This is a genomic window from Winogradskyella sp. SM1960 (assembly GCF_020179375.1).
Taxonomy (GTDB): Bacteria; Bacteroidota; Bacteroidia; order Flavobacteriales; family Flavobacteriaceae; genus Winogradskyella; species Winogradskyella marina.
The window spans coordinates 116,312-135,357 of sequence record NZ_JAICBG010000001.1 but is presented as its reverse complement, the minus strand read 5'-3'; the positions used below and the strand labels follow the sequence as shown (position 1 = coordinate 135,357).

Annotated in this window: 17 protein-coding genes and 2 tRNA genes; 4 read left to right on the top strand and 15 right to left on the bottom strand. The window is 33.0% G+C overall.

Annotated features, from left to right (window positions below):
* Positions 1–85 precede the first annotated feature (85 nt).
* Positions 86–1,234, top strand: a complete 1,149-nt coding sequence (locus K1X16_RS00615; protein WP_225034652.1) for a trans-sulfuration enzyme family protein — start codon at positions 86–88, stop codon at positions 1,232–1,234.
* Here the strand turns inward: K1X16_RS00615 and K1X16_RS00610 are convergent.
* From K1X16_RS00610 to K1X16_RS00600, 3 genes are read right to left on the bottom strand one after another with little or no spacing between them, the layout of a single operon-like run.
* Positions 1,218–1,913 (bottom strand): DUF2490 domain-containing protein, encoded by a 696-nt coding sequence (locus K1X16_RS00610; RefSeq protein ID WP_225034651.1) that lies wholly within the window; start codon positions 1,911–1,913, stop codon positions 1,218–1,220. The two genes, K1X16_RS00615 and K1X16_RS00610, sit on opposite strands and share 17 nt — an antisense overlap.
* Positions 1,914–1,971: 58 nt before the next feature.
* Positions 1,972–3,582 carry a phosphoenolpyruvate carboxykinase (ATP) gene (gene pckA / locus K1X16_RS00605; RefSeq protein WP_225034650.1) on the bottom strand — a complete coding sequence of 537 codons (1,611 nt, stop codon included), beginning with the start codon at positions 3,580–3,582 and terminating at the stop codon, positions 1,972–1,974.
* A 56-nt stretch (positions 3,583–3,638) separates the two neighbouring features.
* Positions 3,639–5,477, bottom strand: coding sequence for an SLC13 family permease (locus K1X16_RS00600; RefSeq protein ID WP_195872158.1), 1,839 nt, complete (start codon positions 5,475–5,477; stop codon positions 3,639–3,641).
* 221 nt (positions 5,478–5,698) lie between these two features.
* Here K1X16_RS00600 and bshB1 point away from each other — a divergent pair, with 221 nt between their 5' ends.
* Both bshB1 and K1X16_RS00590 read left to right on the top strand, forming a co-directional pair.
* Positions 5,699–6,421, top strand: a complete 723-nt coding sequence (bshB1, locus tag K1X16_RS00595) for a bacillithiol biosynthesis deacetylase BshB1 (RefSeq protein WP_195872157.1) — start codon at positions 5,699–5,701, stop codon at positions 6,419–6,421.
* A 59-nt stretch (positions 6,422–6,480) separates the two neighbouring features.
* Positions 6,481–6,556, top strand: a tRNA-His gene (locus tag K1X16_RS00590).
* A gap of 225 nt (positions 6,557–6,781) precedes the next feature.
* On the opposite strand, the gene K1X16_RS00585 is transcribed toward K1X16_RS00590, so the two are convergent.
* From K1X16_RS00585 to K1X16_RS00575, 3 genes are all read right to left on the bottom strand, one after another.
* Positions 6,782–8,362 (bottom strand): M28 family metallopeptidase, encoded by a 1,581-nt coding sequence (locus K1X16_RS00585; RefSeq protein ID WP_225034649.1) that lies wholly within the window; start codon positions 8,360–8,362, stop codon positions 6,782–6,784.
* A 140-nt stretch (positions 8,363–8,502) separates the two neighbouring features.
* The gene (locus K1X16_RS00580) at positions 8,503–9,534 is read right to left on the bottom strand and encodes a M28 family metallopeptidase (protein ID WP_195872155.1); all 1,032 of its coding nucleotides are present in this window, start codon (positions 9,532–9,534) and stop codon (positions 8,503–8,505) included.
* A gap of 86 nt (positions 9,535–9,620) precedes the next feature.
* Positions 9,621–9,926, bottom strand: a complete 306-nt coding sequence (locus K1X16_RS00575) for a hypothetical protein (protein WP_225034648.1) — start codon at positions 9,924–9,926, stop codon at positions 9,621–9,623.
* Between the two features lie 222 nt (positions 9,927–10,148).
* Between K1X16_RS00575 and K1X16_RS00570 the strand changes: the two genes are divergently transcribed.
* A tRNA-Ser gene (locus K1X16_RS00570) sits at positions 10,149–10,233 on the top strand.
* Positions 10,234–10,363: 130 nt separating this feature from the next.
* Here K1X16_RS00570 and K1X16_RS00565 read toward each other — a convergent pair.
* From K1X16_RS00565 to K1X16_RS00525, 9 genes are all read right to left on the bottom strand, one after another.
* Positions 10,364–11,242: an RsiV family protein gene (locus K1X16_RS00565; RefSeq protein WP_225034647.1), complete on the bottom strand. Its 879-nt coding sequence runs from the start codon at positions 11,240–11,242 to the stop codon at positions 10,364–10,366.
* A 179-nt stretch (positions 11,243–11,421) separates the two neighbouring features.
* Positions 11,422–12,021, bottom strand: a complete 600-nt coding sequence (locus K1X16_RS00560) for a CDP-alcohol phosphatidyltransferase family protein (protein ID WP_225034646.1) — start codon at positions 12,019–12,021, stop codon at positions 11,422–11,424.
* 83 nt (positions 12,022–12,104) lie between these two features.
* Positions 12,105–14,072, bottom strand: coding sequence for a heavy metal translocating P-type ATPase (locus tag K1X16_RS00555; RefSeq protein WP_225034645.1), 1,968 nt, complete (start codon positions 14,070–14,072; stop codon positions 12,105–12,107).
* Between the two features lie 147 nt (positions 14,073–14,219).
* Positions 14,220–15,137, bottom strand: a complete 918-nt coding sequence (locus K1X16_RS00550; RefSeq protein WP_225034644.1) for a mechanosensitive ion channel family protein — start codon at positions 15,135–15,137, stop codon at positions 14,220–14,222.
* A 41-nt stretch (positions 15,138–15,178) separates the two neighbouring features.
* On the bottom strand, positions 15,179–15,391 hold the full coding sequence (locus K1X16_RS00545) for a hypothetical protein (RefSeq protein ID WP_225034643.1): 213 nt from the start codon (positions 15,389–15,391) through the stop codon (positions 15,179–15,181).
* 84 nt (positions 15,392–15,475) lie between these two features.
* Positions 15,476–16,150 (bottom strand): ABC transporter ATP-binding protein, encoded by a 675-nt coding sequence (locus K1X16_RS00540; protein ID WP_225034642.1) that lies wholly within the window; start codon positions 16,148–16,150, stop codon positions 15,476–15,478.
* A gap of 1 nt (position 16,151) precedes the next feature.
* Complete coding sequence (locus tag K1X16_RS00535) at positions 16,152–17,414, bottom strand: ABC transporter permease (RefSeq protein ID WP_225034641.1); 1,263 nt, start codon at positions 17,412–17,414, stop codon at positions 16,152–16,154.
* Positions 17,414–18,493, bottom strand: a complete 1,080-nt coding sequence (locus K1X16_RS00530) for an efflux RND transporter periplasmic adaptor subunit (RefSeq protein WP_225034640.1) — start codon at positions 18,491–18,493, stop codon at positions 17,414–17,416. Before K1X16_RS00530 ends, K1X16_RS00535 begins: the two co-directional genes overlap by 1 nt.
* A 52-nt stretch (positions 18,494–18,545) precedes the next feature.
* Complete coding sequence (locus K1X16_RS00525; RefSeq protein ID WP_225034639.1) at positions 18,546–18,938, bottom strand: hypothetical protein; 393 nt, start codon at positions 18,936–18,938, stop codon at positions 18,546–18,548.
* Between the last annotated feature and the right edge of the window lie 108 nt (positions 18,939–19,046).

Genomic DNA, 19,046 nt, shown 5'->3' with positions numbered 1-19,046 from the left:
TTGAATATTTATCAACCAGTTTTTGTTTATGGAGCTTGGTTTAATTGGGTACATTTTTATTAAATTTACGTTTTAAATTTATATCATGACTAAGAAAAAATTAGGCCTAAACACTATTTGCGCGCATATCGGAGAAGTAAAAGACGAACAATTTAAAGGTGCAGTATCACCAATGTTCTTAAGTTCGTCTTATGAGTTTTTAGATGTTGAAGTAAAGCGTTATCCACGATATTTTAACACACCAAATCAAGAATATTTAGCTAAGAAAGTGGCCGCACTAGAACATACAGAAGCCGCCTTAATTTTTGGTTCAGGAATGGCAGCTATTAGTACCATGTTTTTGGCGTTTTTAAAACAAGGTGATCATTTGGTGGTTCAGAATACGATATATGGAGGAACGGTAAACTTTATAAAAGAAGAATTTCCAAAATACGGTATAGAATACACCTTTACCAATGGGTATACGGTTGAAGATTTTGAAGCTGTAATTCAAGATAATACCAAGTTGATTCATATTGAAACCCCTTCAAATCCAAAATTAACAATTACAGATATAAAAGCAGTTGCCAAACTAGGTAAGTCTAAAGATATATTGACCTCTATAGATAATACCTTTGCATCCTCTGTTAACCAGAACCCGATAGATTTAGGAATCGATATGGTAATGCATTCTGCTACGAAGTATTTTGGTGGACATAGCGATATATGTGCAGGAGCTGTAGCAAGTTCAGAAGCACATATTGAACGTATTTGGAATGTAGGTAAAAATCTAGGTGGCAGTTTAAGTGATATGACGGTTTGGATGCTAGAACGCAGCATGAAAACTTTAGGTTTACGTGTAAAAGCTCAAACTAAAAATGCCATGAAACTTGCGAAATGGTTAGACAAGCATCCTAAGATTTCAAAAGTATATTATCCTGGATTAAAATCACATCCTGAACATAAATTAGCGAAATCTCAAATGAAAGGTTTTGGCGCTATGTTATCTTTTGAATTAACGGACGATTTAGACTCTGAACAGTTTCAGAAACAATTAAAATTAATTAAATCATCGATGAGTTTAGCAGGAGTAGAGAGTACGCTGTCCTCACCTCATTTAACATCACATTCTTTATTAACACAAGAAGAGCGTGATAAAATTGGTATAAGTGATCAAATGATTCGTTTTTCGGTAGGCATAGAAAATACCAAGGATTTAAAACGCGATATTGATCAAGCTATTGCTGCGCTGTAGATGTTTTAGGTTTTCTTGAGTCTGTTTTTATACTTAACCCAATTTGAATTCTGTTAAGGCTATTGTTTCGTATATGATGTTTTAAGTAATCAATATGTAGTTGGGTGTTTTTTAAGATGTGAACCCCAAATCCAACAAAAAATCGATTTTCATGAAATACCTGATCTTGAAAGTTGATAAACCCTTCATCTTTTAAGGCTAAATATACAGTCTTGTTAATAGGATATTGTAAACTCAATCTATAACGGAACCGATTTTGAAGTTCATTTCCAGCGGTCTTTTCTAAAAAGCGTTGTTCAAACCTAAATCGGTGCTGAATGTTTAAAGACTTAAAGTTGTGTTTTATGGCATACTGTTCTAAAATTCGATGCTCAATAGTATTGGGTACGTTGTCAATATCAAAAACACTATCAATGTCTAAATACGCATAAGCAACGGTAATTGTTTGATTTTTTTTAAAGTGATAGTTTCCATTTAAACTCGCAAAGGTTAAATTGTAATTAGATGTAGGTTTGTACAGTCTTAATTCAGCATAAGGAGTTAAACTAAATTGTTCTGTAAATCTATGATTTATGCCAAGTGTATACCAGGCTCCAAAGTAGTCTTCAGAATTTTTCTGCGCTAATAATACACTTTGAAAAAGCATAAAAATAAATACTGTGTATAGTACATTTTTCATAATAGAATGAATAAAACAAAAGAGCCTATTTCTAGGCTCTTTTTAGTCATGGAAACTATTAAATATGGTCGTTTAATTGATGGTGTTCATCAATTAACGGCCCACCTGCTATGATTTGTTGAGACGCTTCACTAGCAAATTTTTCAAAATTCAAATGGAAAGAGTGTGCTAGTTGAATTGACTTGCTTACATATTGTCCTTTATTTTCCCAAGTGTTCATTGGGTCTAAAATGTCATCAGGGACATTAGGACATGTTTTTGGCATAAATAATCCAAAAATTGGATGTTGCTCAAATTCTACATTATCTAATTTTCCTTCAAGAATAGCTGTAATCATAGCTCTTGTATATTTTAATTTTATACGAGAACCAACTCCGTAAGGTCCTGCGCTCCAGCCTGTGTTTATTAACCAAACGTTGACACCAGCATCTTGCATTTTTTTACTTAACATCTCAGCATATACTGTTGGGTGTAACGGCATAAATGGTTCGCCAAAACACGCAGAGAACGAAGGAACAGGTTCTGTAATTCCGGCTTCAGTACCTGCGACTTTAGCTGTATAACCAGAAATAAAGTGGTATGCAGCTTGTCCTGGTGTTAATTTAGACACAGGAGGTAATACACCAAATGCATCAGCAGTTAAGAAGAATATATTTGTTGGGTTACCTGCAAACGATGGTTTTTGAATATTATCAATATGATAAATAGGGTAACTTACACGCGTGTTTTGTGTAATACTACTATCCATATAATCAACTTCACCGTTGTCTTTAAAAACGACATTTTCTAAGATGGCACCAGGTTTAACAGCTCTAAAAATGTCTGGTTCTTTTTCTTCAGATAAGTCTATAACTTTTGCGTAGCAACCACCTTCAAAATTAAAGATATTGTTTTCTGAGGTCCAGCCATGTTCATCATCACCAATTAATTTACGATTAGGATCTGCGGATAAGGTTGTTTTTCCTGTCCCAGATAATCCGAAGAAAATAGCAGTATCACCATCTTCGCCAACATTAGCAGAACAGTGCATTGGTAACACATCTTTTTCAACAGGAAGAATAAAGTTTAGTGAAGAGAAAATCCCTTTTTTAATTTCACCTGTATAAGCAGAACCACCAACTAAAGCGATCTTCTTACTAAAGTTTAAGATAGAGAAGTTTCCTTGACGTAAACCAAAATCTTTTGGGTTTGGCGCTTCATAACCAGGAGCACATAGTACTAACCAGTCTTCTTCAAAATTTTCTAATTCAGATTCCTCTAATCTTAAAAACATATTATAAGTAAACATGTTAGACCAAGGATATTCTGTTACGGTTCTTACATTTGTTTTATATTCTGGGTCTGCACATACGTAAGCATCTCTAACATAGATTTCTTTTCCGCTTAGGTAATTAGTAATCTCAGATTGTAGTTTATCAAAATTATCTTGAGAAATTGCTTTGTTTGTTTTTCCCCACCAAACTTTATTTTCTGTGTATTCATCTTTAACGATAAATCTATCTTGAGGGGAACGCCCAGTAAATTTACCAGTATTTATAGCTAAAGTTCCGTTAGCTGTTTCTTTTCCCATACCTTTTTCAATCGTAATGGCTTGTAATTTTTCTGGTGAAAGATTCCAATGCGCATTGGTATCTTTTAATCCATACTTGTTGAGGTCTCTTGTTTTCATAGTTGTATTGTTTAATAGAGTTTCCATGATATAATTATTTTCGTTACACATTTGTTTTAAAAAGGCCAAATTATTGGGACAAGTATTAATGATGTTATTAAGAAGAGTAGAAGCAGTGGTGCGCCTACTTTTAAATAATCCATAAACTTATAATTACCAGCGGTCATTACCATTGCATTTGTAGTTGTACCTACTGGTGTTAAAAATGCGGTTGAAGCACTAATAGCCACAACAATCATAAATGGTGCAGCAGATATACTAAGTGTATTTGCAGCAATAATTACAATTGGTGCCATTAATACTGCGGTTGCTGAGTTATTAATCACCTGACTAAAAGTAGTTGTCAGTAAAAACACACCTCCTAGCAACACAACAGGGTGTAAGCTTCCTAAAGATGCAACTAAGCCATTGGCAATCCATGCTGCAGTTCCTGTTTTTTGTAACGCGACTCCCATTGGTATCATAGCTGCAATCATTATGACACTTATCCAACTGATTCCTTTATAGGCTTTTACCATAGGAACACAGCCTGTTATCATTATAATACCTGCAGAAAGTAAAGCTGCAACAGCGCCAGGTACAATTTTAAAAACCAACAAAACAATCATTAGTAATAGTGCTGCTAATGCGATATATGATTTGAATGTAAGGTTAGTCACTGTTTTCGCCATTCCTTCTGGGCTACCACAAATCACCAAATTTTCATATTGGGTTTTTAATTCTTCAATAGCACTCCATTGTCCTCTAATTAAAAACGCATCACCTGCTTTTACAGTAGTCTCTCGCTCTAGTATAGGTTTTCCGTTTCGTGAAGCAGCCATAAGTTGCACGTTATAACGTTCAAAGAAATGACCTGATTTTACATTTTTACCAATCAGTGCAGACTTTGGAGTTACTAAAACTTCAGACATACCAACCTCTTGGTTAATTAAGTTATGGCGCATTTCATCTTTAATAGAATTTAGAGGTAATAAACCTAATCTGAATCTAATCATTAAAGTGTTTATTGCTTCGGTATCTCCTTTAACAGTAATAATATCGTGGTATAAGAATTCTGTATCGTCTGTTGGCAGCTCTATAAAAGGCTCATTACCTTTTAAAATACTAGGATGTCTTCGCTTAATGCGTAGAATGGTTACGGCGTGATTTTTTTCAAAATTCCAGTCTCCTAATTTTGTGTTTAATAAAGGAGATACAGATCTAACTCTCAGTCTGTAATAGTCACCATCTACTTTGTAGGCTTCAATCCATTGGTGAAGTGTTGAGCTGATATCAACAGGTTTGTTATTGGTTTTATTATTCGGTAAAAGTCTGTAACCTATATATTTAAAATAGAGTAGTGTTAACAATAATAGCGGTAGACCTATTAATCCAAATTCGAAGAAAGAAAATCCTTCTAAACCACTTTCTAACATGGTGTTGTTTACAATAATATTTGGAGGTGTCCCCGTTAAGGTTAGTAAACCACCTGTATTAGAACCAAAAGCTACAGGCATCAATAACTTAGAGGGTAAAGTTCCAATGCTCCATGCTGAAGCTATTGTTACTGGCATTAATGTAGCTACAGTACCAGTATTGCTAACTACCCCAGAAAGTAAACCAGATCCAAAAGTGGTTATTAACAAGAGTTTTACTTTACTTTTACCTGCTAATTTTATGAATTTTTCACCAGCTAAAGCTGTCCACCCAGTTTGAGATAATCCTTCTCCGATAATAAATAAGGCAGCAATCATAATTACCGTTGGATTGCTAAATCCACTTAAGGTTTCTGTTAAGTCTAAAATTCCAAAAACAAACAAGCTTAACATGGAAATAAGTGCGATAATATCTGGTGTGAATTTTCCCCAAATGAATAAGGAAATAGTGATAATTAAAATGGCTAACATTAAGGTCATAAGGACATTATCTTTTAATAACAATGTAAAGGTAGAATCAATTACAGGCTTTATTTATGACGAAAGTCATACTTTGTAAGTATTGCTAATATTTCAATTTTGACTACTGATTTTTGAGAAAATTGATGTTTTTTTCAATCGAAACCGTTTGCGCATTAAAAAGAAACTGATTTTCTGTCTTCTTTTTAATATTTTTGATACTTAGAAAAAACAAAAGACGTATGAAATTAGACATATTAGCAATTGGTGCGCATCCTGATGATGTGGAATTGAGTTGTGGAGCAACCTTAGCAAAAGAAGTTTCTAAAGGGAAGAAAGTAGGAATTATAGATTTAACTAGGGGAGAATTAGGAACAAGAGGAACCGCAGACACACGTGATGAGGAGGCTTTTAATGCTGCTAAAATATTAGGTGTGCATTCTAGAATTAATATGCGATTTGCTGATGGCTTTTTTGTGAACGATAAAACACATCAACTTGATATTATAAAGATGATTCGTTATTACCAACCAGAAATAATCATTTGTAATGCTATTGATGATAGACATATTGATCACCCAAAAGGAAGTCAATTAGTAAGTGACGCTTGTTTTTTAAGTGGTTTAAAAAAGATTGAGACCTTTTATAGCGATGAAGAACAACCACAAGAACCTTGGAGGCCAAAAGTAGTTTATCACTATATTCAGTGGAAAGATATTCAGCCAGATGTTGTGGTTGACGTCACTGGTTTTATGGAAAAGAAGGTCGAATCTGTTTTAGCGTATAAAACACAGTTTTTTGATCCGAATAGTCAAGAGCCTGAAACTCCGATTTCTAGCAAGAATTTTACAGATAGTGTAGAATATAGAGCACGAAATTTAGGACGACTAATTGGAGTAGAACATGCTGAGGGTTATACAGTTGAGCGTTTTGTGGCTGTAGATTCATTATTTGATTTAAAATAAATACAAAAACTGTTTGCAAGAAATAACAAATAAATTATCTTTGCAATCCAATTTAAAATGGTGGTTGTAGCTCAGCTGGTTAGAGCGTCGGTTTGTGGTACCGAAAGTCGCCGGTTCGAACCCGGTCTTCCACCCAAAAGACAAAGCTTCTCTGAAAAGAGGAGCTTTTTTTGTATATGCTATTTTATAAGAAGAATTAGGGTGAGAAGTTTATGCTGAGCGCAGTCGAAGTGAACCCGGTCTTCCACCCAAAAGACAATGCTTCTCTGAAAAGGGGAACTTTTTTGTTTAAGCCCATAAAACTAAAAAAGGCCTTTCAAGTTAACGAAAGACCTTTTTTTTGATTTTAGAAATTTTTAATTATTCAGTAGCTTTATCTACAACAAGGCGTTGATCTCTGTTGGCAACCTCCCAAGCAGTGTAAAAAACGAGACGTGCTCTGTTTTCTAATAAGTCGTATTCAATTTTATCTGGTGTATCGGTAGGCTTGTGGTAATCGTCATGGGTACCATTAAAATAAAATATAACTGGAATATTATTTTTTGCAAAATTGTAATGATCCGATCTGTAATAAAAACGATTTGGATCATTATCTGCATTAAACTTATAATCTAACTCTATGTTTGTGTAATTTTTATTGGCTTCTTCAGAAATGTTATGCAAGTCGGTACTTAGTTTATCACTACCAATAAGATAGATATAATTTCTTGTTCCAATAGTACGTTCTGGGTCTACACGTCCAATCATATCAATATTTAAGTTGGCGACGGTATTTTCTAATGGAAAAATAGGATCATTATCAGTATAATGTCTAGATCCTAAAAGACCTTTTTCTTCTGCAGTAACGTGTAAAAATAAAATAGAACGCTTTGGGCCGTGACCAGCTTTTTCCGCCGCTTTAAATGCCTGAGCAATCTCTAATATTGCAACTGTACCAGAACCATCATCATCAGCTCCATTGTAAATTTCACCATTCTTTACACCTTCATGATCTAGATGTGCAGATAGTACTACAATTTCATCTGGTTTTTCAGAGCCTTTAATATAGGCTACAACATTTTCTGAAGTAATAGATTCAGATTTGTTTTCAATTTCTAAATTGATATTAGTTTCGATTTGTTTTGGTGTTGAATCTTCAGAAATAGAAGCGTGTAAGGCTTTACCTAAAGCTTCATTGATCATTAGCATTATTATTCCGTTGTCATTGCTTTTTAGTGATAAGCGACCTGCTGTTCCAGATGCAGCCTGACGTTGATAAAACGCCGAATATCTAGAAAATAAATTGTCATTCATAAATATGATGCCTTGTGCTCCATTAGCTACAGCAGCGTCTCTTTTACTAGATATTGATCGACGCCCATTAGTCCATTTTGTAGCTTCTGATGTCCCAGAAGTTATAAAATTACCATCGGTATCTTTAGGTTCGCCAGATTTTGCAAGTACAAATTTTCCAGTGACATCAATATTTTGATAATCTGAATAGTTCTCATCATCAATACCATAACCAACATAAACGATATGGTCTATTGATGTATTTACATTATTAGTCGCTGTTAAAACAATATGATCTTCAAAACTTTTAAATGATTTTCCGTTCACTGAAAATTTAGCCTCAGCAACCCTTTGTTTTTCTAAAGGAACTTCTTGAAAATAGTCGTCGCCACCTAATGGTGAAGGGATTTCCATATCAACATACTTTTGCTTCAAGTATTCTACGGCCATTTTTTGCCCTTTTTCCCCGGTATCTCTACCTTCAAATTCATCAGAAGCATACTTATATAGCATGGTTTTTAATTCTGCAGATGTAATTGTTGCTGCATATTCTGTTGGGTCAATGTTTTTAGGTTGGGGTATTTGTGATGTGTTTACACCGCTTTTTGAAGATGTGCCACAACCAGTTACTATTGCAAAAGCAACACCTAAGAGTAATAATTTTTTCATGTAAAGAAAGAAATTGGATAATTAAAGTGAATAGAAGGAGGACCTATTTTAAAACACACCTTCAAATATATTTAGCTCTAAATTTACGAAATTAGAATAGGCTATAAGCGAGGTCTAGTGTCTTTTAACAGATTTTAACATCAAAGAATTTCTTTCTTAAGTCGTGTTTCAGAGTTTGCCAGGTACCAAGCTGTTGCAAATATTAATTTGGTACGTTTTTTTAATAAGGGATAGTTAATTTTATCTTCAGTATCTGTTGGTTTTGTGTAGTCTTCGTGTTCACCATTAAAAAAGAAAATGACAGGAACACCTTTTAATGCAAAATTATAATGATCTGAGCGATAATAATAGCGATTCGGCTCTCTATCTTCATTATATTTATAATCGAGATTAAGATTTGTAAAGGTAGTATTGGCTTGTTCTGCAATGTAATAAAGTTCGGAACTCATTTTGTCTGAGCCAATAACATAGATATAATTTTCATTGTCTTTATGTCTGTCATCAACACGCCCAATCATATCTATATTTAGTGTTGCTACTGTGTTTTCCATTGGAAATATTGGGTTGTCCGTATAGTATCTAGAACCATATAAGCCGACTTCTTCAGCGGTAACATGTAAAAAGACTACGCTTCGTTTTGGACCATTACCAGCTTTAGTCGCTTGTATAAACGCTTCTGCTATTTCTAAAACAGCTGCAGTACCAGAGCCATTGTCGTCTGCTCCATTATAAATTTGACCATTTTTTACACCTTCGTGGTCTGAATGTGCCGTGATGTAAACATATTCATCTGGAAACTCAGAGCCTTCAATAAACGCTATAATATTTTGTGATTCATTGAGGTTATTGGGTAGATTCTCTTTAGGGACTACTTGGTAGTAATTTGCATGCGATTCTGGTGCACTTATGTTGTAGCTTTTATACTGTTCTCTTATATAATCACAAACTAAATTATGACCTTCTTCACCAGTCATTCTACCATTATATTTGTCTGAAGCGACTTCAACAATATGTGCTTTTAAATCTTCAGAATTAATGGTGTTTAAATACGTGTTGACAATAGTTTTATCCTTAAAAGCTATACTATTTTTAAGGTTGTTAATTTTCTCACTATGTCTTATTGTGGCACAAGATCCAACAAAAAGCAATACAGAAGCAAAAAATAATTTCATGTAACTAATTGATTTACGCAAAAATAAAACAAATAGAATTAAACTTTTCTTACAATCTGTTAGAATTTTTAAAAATTGTTGTCAATTTATAACTCTTCTGGCAGGTCTTGTGTATTTTCTTCTAATTGATCCACTTGTTCAATGGTTTCTTTTTCTATGGTTTTAAAAACACCTTTATATATCGTTAATCCTAAAGAAACGATAACTAATAGGAATATATACTGAATAGGTTTTATTTTGGCTTGTTCTTTTTTTGAAAGAATAACTAATGCCAAGCCGCTTATAAATGCTATGATTATAGGAATCAAGGCTAAATTTGACCTATGTGATGCTGATAAGCTAACGGCAACTATTGCTGCAATGAGTCCTAAGATTATAAGTGATTTTTTCATAGCTCTATTATTTTTTACAAATTTGATGATTTAATCAGAAAGTATTCGAATTACTTTAAAAATTTCAATAAAAGATTATCATCTATTGTGCCGAAAATACAATGCCTCAATAAAAAGTGGCAAATTATAGCTTGCAAATCAATGAATTAAAATATTTATAAAAAAAACTACTAAGAAATGTTTGTCTAGAACAAAAAGGGTTTTATATTTGCACCCGCTAAAGGAGAATTGGCAGAGTGGTCGAATGCGGCAGTCTTGAAAACTGTTGAGGGTCACACCTCCGGGGGTTCGAATCCCTCATTCTCCGCAAAAGCCTTGCAATTTTTTTGCAAGGCTTTTTTTATTGATTCTACTATCTTTGCTTAAACACAATTTTTGATCTTGATTCTTATTGAACGTGCCCAAGGCAATTTTACATAACAATCAGTTATATACCTTTAAAAATCTATTGGGTTTGTATCATATTTTTTTAATACTGAAAGTAGATCTACTAATGGAAGTTCAATAGAGTAGGTGCCTGTATATGATGGGCAGATTACACAATCATCAAAGTAAAATTCAACATAATTGTCGTTGAGTACAAAGTTGTTTTTACGCGCCATGAAATCATCTAGAGATATCTCCCAGCATTCATAGTATAGTTCACCTTTTCCTATTTGTTTATTTATGTTTTCGTTTAGAATTTCTACTAATTCTTCTTCTGAATCTTGATTGAAAAAGTTGTTATAGGTCATAAATACTCCGTTGAGTAAATCATAATTAAACCCATCAAAAGAATAACTTGGATGCATGGCTCCCGAATAAAAATTTTCTTTGTAAAATAGCACGCTTATGAGTTGATCATTAACATTATAAATCTTATAATCGATAAAACGCTCCTCTCTAAAGGTTTTTGCTTCAATACTATCGCACAATAATCGACTTGCTAGAATTTCTTGTTCAGTTTTTGTGATGTTAACATAGTAGTCGTTAATAAAATCGTTGAAGTTTTTGTTTGTTAAATTAAAAGACTCATTGAGCACTGGATATTTAAAGTTTATTGTATAATCTTCCTTTTCTACCAGATAATTTTTATCGATGATTAGTATTTCAAGTTCTTCACTTTCATCTTTCTTCTCAACTAGTTGTTTTTGTTTTAATTCAATTTTTAAGGATTTGTCTAATGGTTTGATATCCGCATCTTTGAATTGTATGGTGTCCTCAATAGTTGGTTGGGCATCATCAATCACCTCTGGATTAGTATAATTCTCATCACGTTGATCATTTTTGCAATTTGAAAATAATAGGATGAGGATTAGAATGTAAGAATATTTCATTTGATTAAATTTTTAAGTTTAATAGGTATACATGTTACAAGTCAATGTAACCACTTTAATAAAAACCTAAATTATAGTACTTCTAAATTAATTTAGATTGCTTATGAAATTATAAGTATGTTCAACTAAGTTATTTAAAATGAGCTTTGTGACCTATGATTTTAGTCAGTTTATATATACTATAAATCACTAGATTTTTTTTTCATTCGTCTATTATCTCTTATAGCCCAATAAATTCCCTTTATATCTGATGTCCATTTGTCATACATAAAAATGAGTGTAATTTCTTCGCATGTTTCTAATAAACCTATTACTATCATCATGTAAAATAGCACATCATTAGGAGAGAAAAATAAAGAGTATAATATAAAGATGCTTTGAATTATAGCAGAAAGCTTTGCCAAATACGTATGAAACGCGGTAGCTTTTCCATATTTAAAATAGGCAATCAGCATTTGAATTACATAAGGCACGAATGCTATACTTATTAAAACAATATTCGATTTAATAAATGCACTCTCAAAGCAATACAATCCTACTAAACCAATAATAAATGTCATTTGGTCGCCAAATGAGTCGAGTTGCGAGCCTCTAGGACTTGTAATTTTTAGTTTCCGTGCTAAATAACCGTCTATGGCATCTGTAGCATAACTGATTAGTAAGAACCATGTAAATACCAAACGTTGGTCAAACCAAATTAGGAATAATAAAAAAGGGGACGCCAAAATTCTATAAAACGAAAACCAATCTGCAATATTAAAATTTTTAAAAGTTAGCATCCTTATCTCTCTTTACGTAAAACTAATACAATGCCAAGGCTTATAAAATGAGAAATATCATTTTATAACGATGGTATGCAACTTTAATCTATTTTATAACGCAATAATCGTAAGGCATTTAAAACAACTACGATAGTAGAACCTTCATGAAAGGCCACTGCTATTCCAATATTTGTGAGCCCTAAAATGGTTACAGGCACTAAGACAATAACAACTCCTAGACTAATAAAAATGTTTTGTGTAATAATACGTTTAGATGCGCGGCTTAGTCCAATAACGAACGGTAAGTTTTCAATTTTATCAGACATCAGTGCAACGTCTGCGGTTTCAAGAGCAACATCGCTTCCGGCCGCTCCCATGGCAACACTTACCGTACTTAATGCCATGGCAGGTGCGTCATTAACTCCATCACCAACCATGGCTATTTTTTTATCTCTAATTATTAATTCTTTTATAGCTGCAACTTTATCTTCTGGTAGTAAATTCCCTTTAGCTTGAGTCAGCCCAATTTGTTTGGCAATAGCATCTCCTACATTTTGATGATCTCCAGTGAGCATTACCATGTGTTTTATGCCCATTTTAAGTAAACGCTTTAGTGTAGAAGCCGCTGTTTTTCGCGGTAGATCCATAACACTAATGACACCAACAATTTTGTCTTTTAAAGCAACTAACATTACGGTTTGACCATGGCTTAGAAGTTCCTGCATTTTAGAATTAATAGCAATATCGACTTTTATGCCTGAGTCTTCCATCAGTTTTACATTACCAATTAAGACAATTGTATTATTATAAGTTGCCTGAATTCCTTTACCTTGAATAGCATTAACATTGGATGCTGTATTCTGAGATTCTAAATGGTACTTTTGTTTTATATCATTCGAAATGGCTTTAGCAAGAGGATGATTGCTCAGACTTTCAACTTCTAAAACGAGTTGTGCTAATGGTTCGAAATCAAAACCGTTAAATGGAATTATATTGGTGAGTTTTGGTTTGCCTTCTGTTAATGTCCCTGTTTTATCGAAGGCTATGGTAGTGATTTCGCCCAAATCTTCTAAAGCTCGTCCTCCTTTAATAAGCACCCCTTTTTGAGCCGCTCTAGCAATGCCGCTCAATACAGCACTAGGTGTTGAAATAGCTAATGCGCACGGACTAGCAGCAACTAAAACGGTTATGGCTCTGTATAAGCTAGTATCAAAACTTTCATCAATAATTAGGAATGCAAAACACAATAAAACCACTAGAATTATAACTATTGGCACATACCATTTTTCAAATTTTTTAGTTAGTCGTTGCGTTGGTGATTTTTGAGTTTCTACCTCACTAACCATTTTAACTAAGCGTGAAACTGTAGAATCTTCACTGAGTTTTAGTACCAAAACATCAAGGCTACTATCTCCATTTATAGTACCTGCAAACACAATATGACTCTTGTCTATGTGTTTAAACTCTGGCAAATAATCCGTATTAGCTATACATGATTTATCAATTGGGATGCTTTCACCTGTAATTGGTGCTTGGTTAATGCTACTACTACCGCTTATAATCACACCATCTGCAGCAATCTTTGAGTTTGGCTTTACAACGATGATATCGTTTATTTTCAAGGATTCAATAAGTACCTCTTGTAATTTTCCATTGCGTTTAATGAGCGCTGTTTTTGGTGTCAGATTACCTAAAGCTTCAATTGATTTTTTAGCTTTATTTAAAGCGTAATGTTCTAAAGCATGACCTAAGCTAAAGAGAAACAGCAGTAGCGCACCTTCTGCCCAACTTCCGATGTAGGCAGCACCTACTGCAGCAGCAATCATTAAAAAATCAATATCAAATTCTCCATTAGGTAATTTTTTGGATGCTTCAATTGAAATAAAAAAGCCTCCAAAAAAATAAGATATTACATAACCCAATAGCGACCAGATAGATGATGCGTCGGTGAAATGTGCTGTTAAAAACCCTAACATTAGAAAAAGACCACAGAGCACAGCAAAATAGAGCTCTGTCTTTTTACCCAAAAAATTATAGTGTTGGTGAGTTTCTAGATGTTTTTGTTCCATTAACAAATATATGATTTGAATTCAAAATTAATAAACCTAAAATCAATTTTACCGCTAATAATCATGAAGTTATAATAAAAATCAGCGCTTTTATAAATTAAATAATTGCCTGTTAGATTAAAGTTTCATCTTAAAATGGTGGTGCTATTATGTCACATCTGCATCGCGCTTTATGTTTATATCAGGAATTTTAATTAATTCAATTGTGGTCGATGCTAAAACAATTTTTCCGTTTGTTTTTTCTATTTCTAAGCGGATTTTATCATTCAATATATGCTTTATAGATCTTCGTTTTTTAATATCTACAATATATCTCAAATTGAATTGAATCCAATTATCAGTTAATGATATGGCTAAAGTGGGATCTACTTGTGCATCTTCAATATAGAATTTGTTGACCACTTCATTCCATTGTGCTTTTGAGTTGGCCGTGTATTCAGATAGGGTTTCCGATGCTATTGAAATGATTATCGATTTTGCTAAATCAATATCCGAACCATAACGAATAGGTAAATTAAATTCGTCCCAAATAAATGGGAAATCTTGAGAGTAATTATAAATAGGGCCTTTAAAGACAAAGGCATTGCTCAGTTTTACAATACGTCCACTGTAATTATCACTACTTACCCATTGGCCAATTTCCATCATGGTGGTATAAATACTATCAACATCAATCACATCTCCTTTGATACCATTAATCTCAATACGATCTCCAGGTTTATATACTTTTACTAAAAAAATATAAATAGAACCCGCAATACTAAGAATCAGTTCTTGTAAGGTAAACGCTAGTCCTGCGGTAAATAAACCAATGATAATAGTGAAGTCTTTAATAGATCCCGAAAAATAGACTATGGCTAAAAAAACTAAAAGCACATAACCGACAATCTCTATGCCTTTTTGTGCTTTATACCGTATTACAGTATCTGATATTTTTCGTTTCAAATAGCGTCTTACCAACTGAATAGTAACCAAAACTATAACAAGTATGAATATAAATTTAAGACTACTAATGAGAAAAGGATTCGCATCAATCCATTCGTTTAATGCATTTATGTCTATCATTAAAATTGGTTTATAATTTGTATAAATCACTTCGTTTAAAACTATTGTTTAAGATGAGTTTTGGTATATTGCTTTAACATCTGCTTCAGTGTTTCTAGATAATCTTCCATAATACTTACGGTCATATCTGGATGCGATGATGAGGGAATCGTTATAGGACTCTCATCTAAGGTTTTGTATAATTCGGGATAATTGACTTCAATACTCGTCGTCAGTCTTATAATTTGATTTTCTATGGTTTGTAATGTTTTCATGATGTTAGCATTTTACGAATACAAACTAAAGGTAACTATAACACGAATGATATAACATGATAAATATCAGTACTTAAGGATGCGTTATGCTATTATTTTACCATCTTCCATTTGAATAATTCGATCGGTTTTATTCGCAAAATCTTCATCATGGGTCACTATGAGTAGTGACAAATCTTCTTCGTCGCTTAACTGTTTAAAAATATTAAATACATTTTCGGCATTATGGCTGTCCAAGTTTCCTGTAGGTTCATCGCCCATTATAATTGAGGGATTATTTATTAAAGCTCGTGCGATAGCAACACGTTGTTTTTCACCTCCCGAAACACGAGACGCTCGTTTTTTTGCCAAATGATCAATATTCAACATTTTTAATTTTTCCATGGCATCGTATTCAATTTCTTGAAGCGATTTTTCACCTAATTTTTTAGCGGGAAGCATCACGTTTTCTAAAATTGTAAATTCGGACAGTAAATAATGAAACTGAAATACAAAGCCAATGTGTTTATTTCGCATGTAAGACAAATGCTTATTGTCGCTTCCGGTTATAAGGTTGTTATCTAAATATAATTCGCCTTCGTAATCGGTATCCATAGTAGAAAGAATATAAAGTAATGTCGATTTTCCACAACCCGATTTCCCCATAATGGATGCAAATTCCCCTTTTTTAACCTTAAAGTTGATGTCTTTTAAAACATGAAACAATACTGGATTTTTAAAGTATTTATTGATGTGTTTTGCTTCTAGTACGGTGTTCATATCACAGGCCTCTTATAATGGTTACAGGATCGATTTTTTTAGCTTTTCTAGAAGGTAAATAACCTGCTAGAAAGGTTGAAAGCATAGCAAATAAAAACCCAATTATAAAGAATGATGGTTGGATATTTATAGGGTATGTTTCTACTGTTGGTATCGCTTCGGTTTCAAATGGAACTGTTGCAATTAAACTGGTTAATCCATATCCAATTAATAAGCCTAAAATACCACCAACAAAACCAATAATCATAGCTTGACTCATAAAAATAAGCTGCACATCTTTACCTGAAAAACCTATAGCTTTAAGGATAGCGATATCATTCATTTTCTCATAAATAAGCATGTTTAAAATATTATAAATACCAAAACCCGCAACAATTAAAAGTGTTATAGATACCGCATAGGTAATGAGATTTCTAATGTCGGTTCCGGTTTCAAATTGTGCATTTGCTGTTTTAATATCTACAGCTTTTAAATTGAATTGTTGCTGAATATTTTGAGCGAGAGGAAAGGCTTTTTCAATATCGTAAAGTTTAACGTTGATATCTGTGATGTAATTATTGGCTTCACCCAAAATACGCTGTACGGTTTTAATATTGCTAAAACTTTGAACGGCGTCTAAATCGGCAACACCACTCTGATAAAAACCAACAATTTTTAAAGGAAAAAGACCTCCATTAATCGGGCTGACTTGTATGCGATCGCCAACTTTTAAAGCCATTTTTTTTGCAATTCCAATACCTAAAAGAATACTATTATCCGTGTTTTGTAAAGCTTCCGCAGAACCTTCTACAATATAATCTCCTAAATTAAAAAGTTCAACTTCATTTAAGGGATTAATGCCTGTTAAATTACCTGCTAACTCTATAGATCCAGCCCTATAGAAAATTTGAGTTTTAACCTGCGGAAGCGCGCCTCTTACGTCCTTATTTTTTTCTAAAAATTTAATAATCGGTAAACCATTATGTATTTTTTTTTGACTTAACTTAGGTTTAATAGAATGTACGACTGTAAAACTTTCCTTTACATTATCATAAAATGAAATGGGTTGCTTTTCCGAAGGTTCTATTTCATTGTAAATATGGATGTGCGGTGTTTGGTTTAAAATTAAATCATCTAACATGGTATTTAAACCTGTCATAAAACACACCAAAGTTATATAAGAGCCAATACCAAAGGTTACACCAAGTGCAGCAATAGAGGTTTGCTTTATTTTAGTGAGTAAATGCGTTTTTGCAATACTTAATATAGTGCTCCAATTTACCATTAGTTTTGTTTGTAAACATAAGTATCTTTACTAATACCAGATAAAATTTCGATATAATCCATATTTTCTAAACCTGTTTCTATGGTTACAATACCGTCATCTGTTTTAACTTTGTTGCCCTCTATGATATAAGCTTTAGGTAGTGTTAACACCTTTTCTTTTTTAGCGATAATGATGTTAGCTTCACCCGAAAGTCCTGGATATAATACTTGTGGTTGTTCTATAAATTCAGCTTCGACTTTAAAGGTTTGGTTGCGTTCGTCTTTTTTAGGGTATATTTTCGAGATTTTTCCTTTAAAAATCAACTCGTCATAAGCATCTAAATTGAGGATTACCTCTTGGTTTAGTGAGATTTTAACAATATCAACTTCATCTACCAAAAGCTCTATTATAAATCGATGCGCACTGCCAATACTCGCTAGAGGTTCCATGGTGGTTACAATTTCACCAGGTTCTTTGTATAGTGCGTAAACTTTGCCATTAATCTTACTTTCTACAGTAAAATCTTTGTTCACAATTGATGAGGATTGGTAATTATTTTGAGCTTGTTTTAAGGCTGTATTTAGTTCGTTTTTTGTTCTGTTATATTTATTCTGTAATAGTTTTAATTGATTAGAAGCCAATTCATAGTTTAACTTTTTGGTATCGTATTGTACTTTAGATCCAATATGCTGATCCCATAAGTTTTTTTGTCTGTAATAATTTATAGAGTCATTTCTGAAGCTTAGTTTTGCTGCGGTAATCTCATCTTCTATACTACTTAAAATTGCAGCTTTACCAGTATAATTCTCTCTTGCCAAACTTAAGGCGAGTTTTGCATTTTCACTGTTAATTTTTGTTGTGCTATTGATAATTTGTAGTAGTTGTTCATTTTTTACAACCATGTCACCTTCCTCAACCAAGTTCGCATCTAATATGCCTGAAACAATAGCATAAACTTGATATAAACTATCAGGTTGAATAACTCCTGATGCATACACGGCTTCAGTTAAAGTACGTTCTTTTGGTAAAACTTTTTCGTTGTTATTACCACAAGATTGCACAATTAAAAAGAGAAATAGAACACTATAAAATTTCATTGTACATCAGTTTAAGTTTTTGAAAGCCTATTGGTTAGATTATATTACTTCTTTAACCTTTACTTTCTTCCTTTTTTAATTCCAAATCAAGTTTTGCAAGTAGAATTAATTCTGATTTATTTTGTCCAGAAAAACTTGTAGTTATAGCTGTTGCTGTTTTTAGAATTTTAGAATTAATGGTGTTATTAAACAGCGCGTAATGCGCTCTTTTAAAATTCACAAAACTTTGAAAACAAGCATCAGGTGTTTTTTGTTCACTTTGCTGAAGTTGCTTAAACATTTCTAAAATATATTCAGCATCCTTGTCTAATGAGATCCACTCTTTTGCTATTGTAGTTGTAAGCGCACTCAATTCTTCCTCTCTTATACGATTATCCGCTGCAGCAATCGCATAAAATAGATGACCAAGACTACGATAAAATTCTATATGGGTTTTTTGATTCAAAATGCATTATTATAATTACTAAAATTAATGTATTCTGTTGGTTTATTATATGATATAAATCAGTTGAGATAGACGCAATATTAAAGTTAACAATTCTAGTCTTTAGTT

Excerpts from the sequence above, each read along its gene's own strand:
- K1X16_RS00545 (WP_225034643.1), bottom strand. The coding sequence starts at position 15,391 with ATGAAAACATTACAAACCATAGAAAATCAAATTATAAGACTGACGACG.
- K1X16_RS00530 (WP_225034640.1), bottom strand. The coding sequence starts at position 18,493 with ATGAAATTTTATAGTGTTCTATTTCTCTTTTTAATTGTGCAATCTTGT.
- K1X16_RS00580 (WP_195872155.1), bottom strand. The coding sequence starts at position 9,534 with ATGAAATTATTTTTTGCTTCTGTATTGCTTTTTGTTGGATCTTGTGCC.
- K1X16_RS00615 (WP_225034652.1), top strand. The coding sequence starts at position 86 with ATGACTAAGAAAAAATTAGGCCTAAACACTATTTGCGCGCATATCGGA.
- K1X16_RS00585 (WP_225034649.1), bottom strand. The coding sequence starts at position 8,362 with ATGAAAAAATTATTACTCTTAGGTGTTGCTTTTGCAATAGTAACTGGT.
- K1X16_RS00550 (WP_225034644.1), bottom strand. The coding sequence starts at position 15,137 with ATGATAGACATAAATGCATTAAACGAATGGATTGATGCGAATCCTTTT.
- K1X16_RS00540 (WP_225034642.1), bottom strand. The coding sequence starts at position 16,150 with ATGAACACCGTACTAGAAGCAAAACACATCAATAAATACTTTAAAAAT.
- K1X16_RS00560 (WP_225034646.1), bottom strand. The coding sequence starts at position 12,021 with ATGCTAACTTTTAAAAATTTTAATATTGCAGATTGGTTTTCGTTTTAT.
- K1X16_RS00600 (WP_195872158.1), bottom strand. The coding sequence starts at position 5,477 with ATGACCTTAATGTTAGCCATTTTAATTATCACTATTTCCTTATTCATT.
- bshB1 (WP_195872157.1), top strand. The coding sequence starts at position 5,699 with ATGAAATTAGACATATTAGCAATTGGTGCGCATCCTGATGATGTGGAA.
- K1X16_RS00575 (WP_225034648.1), bottom strand. The coding sequence starts at position 9,926 with ATGAAAAAATCACTTATAATCTTAGGACTCATTGCAGCAATAGTTGCC.
- K1X16_RS00535 (WP_225034641.1), bottom strand. The coding sequence starts at position 17,414 with ATGGTAAATTGGAGCACTATATTAAGTATTGCAAAAACGCATTTACTC.
- K1X16_RS00555 (WP_225034645.1), bottom strand. The coding sequence starts at position 14,072 with ATGGAACAAAAACATCTAGAAACTCACCAACACTATAATTTTTTGGGT.
- K1X16_RS00610 (WP_225034651.1), bottom strand. The coding sequence starts at position 1,913 with ATGAAAAATGTACTATACACAGTATTTATTTTTATGCTTTTTCAAAGT.
- pckA (WP_225034650.1), bottom strand. The coding sequence starts at position 3,582 with ATGAAAACAAGAGACCTCAACAAGTATGGATTAAAAGATACCAATGCG.
- K1X16_RS00565 (WP_225034647.1), bottom strand. The coding sequence starts at position 11,242 with ATGAAATATTCTTACATTCTAATCCTCATCCTATTATTTTCAAATTGC.